4 protein-coding genes are annotated in these 3,519 nt (G+C 69.6%); 1 reads left to right on the top strand and 3 read right to left on the bottom strand.

The window, feature by feature from the left end; all coding sequences use genetic code 11:
- Positions 1-422: 422 nt before the first annotated feature.
- Positions 423-1,427: a stage II sporulation protein M gene (locus tag ABZZ74_RS53020; protein WP_356951286.1), complete on the bottom strand. Its 1,005-nt coding sequence runs from the start codon at positions 1,425-1,427 to the stop codon at positions 423-425.
- A gap of 130 nt (positions 1,428-1,557) precedes the next feature.
- Here ABZZ74_RS53020 and ABZZ74_RS53015 point away from each other — a divergent pair, with 130 nt between their 5' ends.
- On the top strand, positions 1,558-2,559 hold the full coding sequence (locus ABZZ74_RS53015) for an RDD family protein (protein WP_356951285.1): 1,002 nt from the start codon (positions 1,558-1,560) through the stop codon (positions 2,557-2,559).
- Positions 2,560-2,645: 86 nt separating this feature from the next.
- On the opposite strand, the gene ABZZ74_RS53010 is transcribed toward ABZZ74_RS53015, so the two are convergent.
- Positions 2,646-3,260: a hypothetical protein gene (locus ABZZ74_RS53010; protein WP_356951284.1), complete on the bottom strand. Its 615-nt coding sequence runs from the start codon at positions 3,258-3,260 to the stop codon at positions 2,646-2,648.
- A gap of 177 nt (positions 3,261-3,437) precedes the next feature.
- Positions 3,438-3,519: adenosylhomocysteinase (locus ABZZ74_RS53005; protein ID WP_356772673.1), on the bottom strand; the 82-nt coding region annotated here is incomplete at its 5' end.

Genomic DNA, 3,519 nt, shown 5'->3' with positions numbered 1-3,519 from the left:
GGCGTTGATTTTTGGCACGCTGTTGAGTTCTCAAGGAACGGACGCTTCCTTCGTACTCACCCTCTCGGGCTTTCCTCCGGGCGCTTCCCTTCGGTCTTGCGTTTCCGACTCTATCAGACCCTTTTCCGATCCGATTTCCTCGGTGCTTTCCAGGTTCCCCGCTTTTGTTTCGCGGTTTCCTTTCCGGCGGTTCCGACTTTATCAGAAGATTCGAGCCGGTCTGACCGGCCGCTCATTTCCGATTCATCGGGAGGTGGCTTCTTCGAAATCGACGTTCCGAGAAGCAGACAGACACTCACTGCTGCCGACCGGATTGAATCCGGTTCCAGGCAACTGTTCGAATCTACCTCCCCGTCTGGTCCGTGTCAACGGCTCCTGCGGGGCGAAGGAGAGACTAACAGCTCGACGGGCGTGCCCGCACATCAGGCGGCCGTAGGGACCGTGGCGCTGCGCTCAACCGCCTCGACGTCGCCTGTCTCTCCGCTGCGCGCTGCCCGGCCGCCCAGGACGAAGACGTACAGGAGGAAGGCGAGCTCCGCGAGGATTCCGATGCCGATGCGGGCCCAGGTGGGCAGGCCGGAGGGGGTGACGAAGCCTTCGATGGCGCCGGACACGAAGAGGACCAGGGCGAGACCGATCGCCATGCCGATGGCGGCACGGCCTTCCTCTGCGAGGGCCGTGCGGCGGGTTCGTGGGCCGGGGTCGATGACGGTCCAGCCGAGGCGGAGCCCGGTCCCGGCGGCCACGAAGACCGCGGTCAGTTCGAGCATGCCGTGCGGGAGGACCAAGCCGAGGAAGGTGTCGAGGCGGCCGGCTGAGGACATCAGGCCGAAGCCGACGCCGAGGTTGAGCATGTTCTGGAAGAGGATCCAGAGGACGGGCAGGCCGAGGAAGATGCCCAGGATGAGGCACTGGGCGGCGGCCCAGGCGTTGTTCGTCCAGACCTGGGCGGCGAAGGAGGCCGCGGGGTGGCTCGAGTAGTAGGTCTCGTACTGGCCACCCGGGCGTGTGAGTTCACGCAGCTCGCTGGGGGCGGCGATGGACGCCTGCACGTCGGGGTGGGTGCCTATCCACCAGCCCAGGATGATCGCGATGACGGTGGAGATGAGGGCCGTGGGCACCCACCAGCGCCGTGACCGGTAGACGGCCGAGGGGAAACCGTGCGCGAGGAAGCGGGTGACGTCTCTCCATGAGGCGCGCCGGGTGCCCGTCACGGCGCTACGCGCGCGTGCCACGAGTTGGCTGAGTCGTCCGGTCAGCTGGGGATCGGGGGCGCTGGACTGGATGAGGGAGAGATGGGTGGCCGTGCGCTGGTAGAGCGCGACGAGTTCGTCGGCCTCGGCTCCGGTGAGGCGCCGGCGTCCGAGGAGGGCGTCGAGGCGATCCCATTCGGCTCGGTGCGCGGTGACGAAGACGTCGAGGTCCATCGGTCTGCCTGCTCCTCGGCTGCTCGTCGGCGGCTCGTCCTGGATGTCAGCTTGTCGTACTGCGGCGCGATGCGCCCTCAGCTTGGCAGACTGGCCGTTGCGAGAGCAGGCCAGGGGAAGGGCGACGGGCGTGAGTGAGCTGGTGACGGGCGAGGCGGTGGCGCTGGAGTTGCGCCCCGCGAGGCTGCCCAGCAGGGCGCTGGCGGTGTTGCTCGATCTGGTCGTGGCCGTGGCGGTCTATGTGGCCCTGACCATCGCGCTTGTCGCCGCCACCGCCTCGCTGGACGACGCTGCTCAGGTCGCCGTGTCGCTCGGGGTGTTCGTCCTGGTCCTGGTCGGCGCTCCGATCGCGGTGGAGACGTTGAGCCATGGGCGTTCCCTCGGGAAGCTGGCGTGCGGACTCAGGGTGGTGCGGGACGACGGCGGTCCGATCCGGTTCAGGCATGCGCTGGTCCGGGGCGGGATCGGTGTGATCGAGATCCTGATGACGTTCGGCGTCATCGCCTGCATCGCCTCGCTCGTGTCGGCTCGCGGGCGGCGGCTCGGGGATGTGTTCGCCGGGACGCTCGTCGTACGGGAGCGGGTGCCTGTCGCGCGGACCGGTTTCCTGCCTCCGCCGCCGCCCTGGCTGGCCGGGCGGTTCTCGGCGCTCGACCTGTCCGCGGTTCCCGACGGGCTGTGGCTCACCGTCCGCCAGTATCTGGCCCGCATGCAGCAGCTGGATCCGCAGGTCGGCTGGGCCATGGCGGAGCGGCTTGCCTCTGACCTCGCGTCTCACACCGGAACGCCGGTTCCGCAGGGTGTTCCGCCGGCGGCCTATCTGGCGGCGGTGCTGCAGGAGCGGCAGGCCCGTGAAGTTCGGCGGGCCTTCGCGAAGGGGGCCGGGGCCGGCTCGAATCCGTACGCGGCTCCTTCCGGCACCACGTACCGAACGCCGTACCCGCAGCCTGCGGCCCCAGCCGCCACCGGACAGGCCGGTCTCGGAGGCCGACCCTCGGCGCCGCAGTCCGCACCTGCCGCATTCGAGGCACCGACCGGTCAGCCGCCGGCCTCACCAGCCGCCGCGCCGCCGACCTCGCCGCCCACGGACCGCCCGGCCGCCGAAAGAACGGGGTTCGTGCCTCCGGCCTGACCGTGCGACCGCTGCGGCCTGACGACACGCCCTCCCGGCAACTCGTCATACAGACAAGGCGCCCTGCTGTACGCCCCTCGCCCCCCTCACTCGAACGTCGACGGCGGCGATTCGAGGTCCTCCAACTCGATTCCGGGCGCCGCGAGGACCACGTCGCCGGCGATGTGCACGATGTGCTGTTCTCCCGTGTCCAAGGCTGTGACCTGGTATTCGTCCACGGTCAGAGGGCCGTTGTCAGTGGCGTGTGCTTCTCTGTTCACCAAGGTCCAGGACTGGTCCACGGTGCGCGGGGCGAGGACGGGATCGGTGAGGGCTACGAGGCGTACACGGGTTGCCGTGGCGGAAGGGGTGAGGCGCAGGAGACGGGTGGTGGCGATGAGGAATGCGGGGGATGTGCCGGTGAAGGCGTGGGCGCGCACGTTGCCTTCTGTGGCATGGGTCCCGGTCGGGTCCGTACGGACCCAGGTGACGCCGTCTAGGGCGGCGCCGCGTACCTGCCAGTCCGCGGCGTGGAGTTCGAGGCGGATGGGGCGGCCCAGGTCGTCGAGGGTGAGGTCCACGGAGCCGTGGTGGTCGCCTGACGGCGTGGTCAGTCGGGAGACGTAGCGCCAGCCGGATGGGCCGGGGGCGCACTGGAAGTGTTCTTCGGCGAGGGGGGTGTGATCGTGCGGATCGTGGAGCGAATAACGGCCGCGGGGCATGGGGGTCCTGGGGCGTGAGGGCTGGTCCGGCCGATGGACCGGGCGGCCGAAGGGGCAGGCCCCCGACACGGGGGTGCGGGGGCCTGCCTCGGAGGTGGGGCTGCTGGTGAGGGTGTCAGCGCACCGACGCGCTCACCAGCATGTCGTGCCGTACCGCTCGGCGGCGGTACGGGCCGGTCAGTAGCGGTAGTGGTCGGGCTTGTAGGGGCCGTCGACGTCGACGCCGATGTAGGCGGCCTGCTCCGGGCGCAGCTGGGTC

The organism is Streptomyces sp. NPDC006476, assembly GCF_040612015.1.
GTDB lineage: Bacteria > Actinomycetota > Actinomycetes > Streptomycetales > Streptomycetaceae > Streptomyces > Streptomyces griseorubiginosus_B.
Note: the sequence above shows the minus strand (reverse complement) of the source record. Positions and strands in the feature narration are given on the sequence as shown.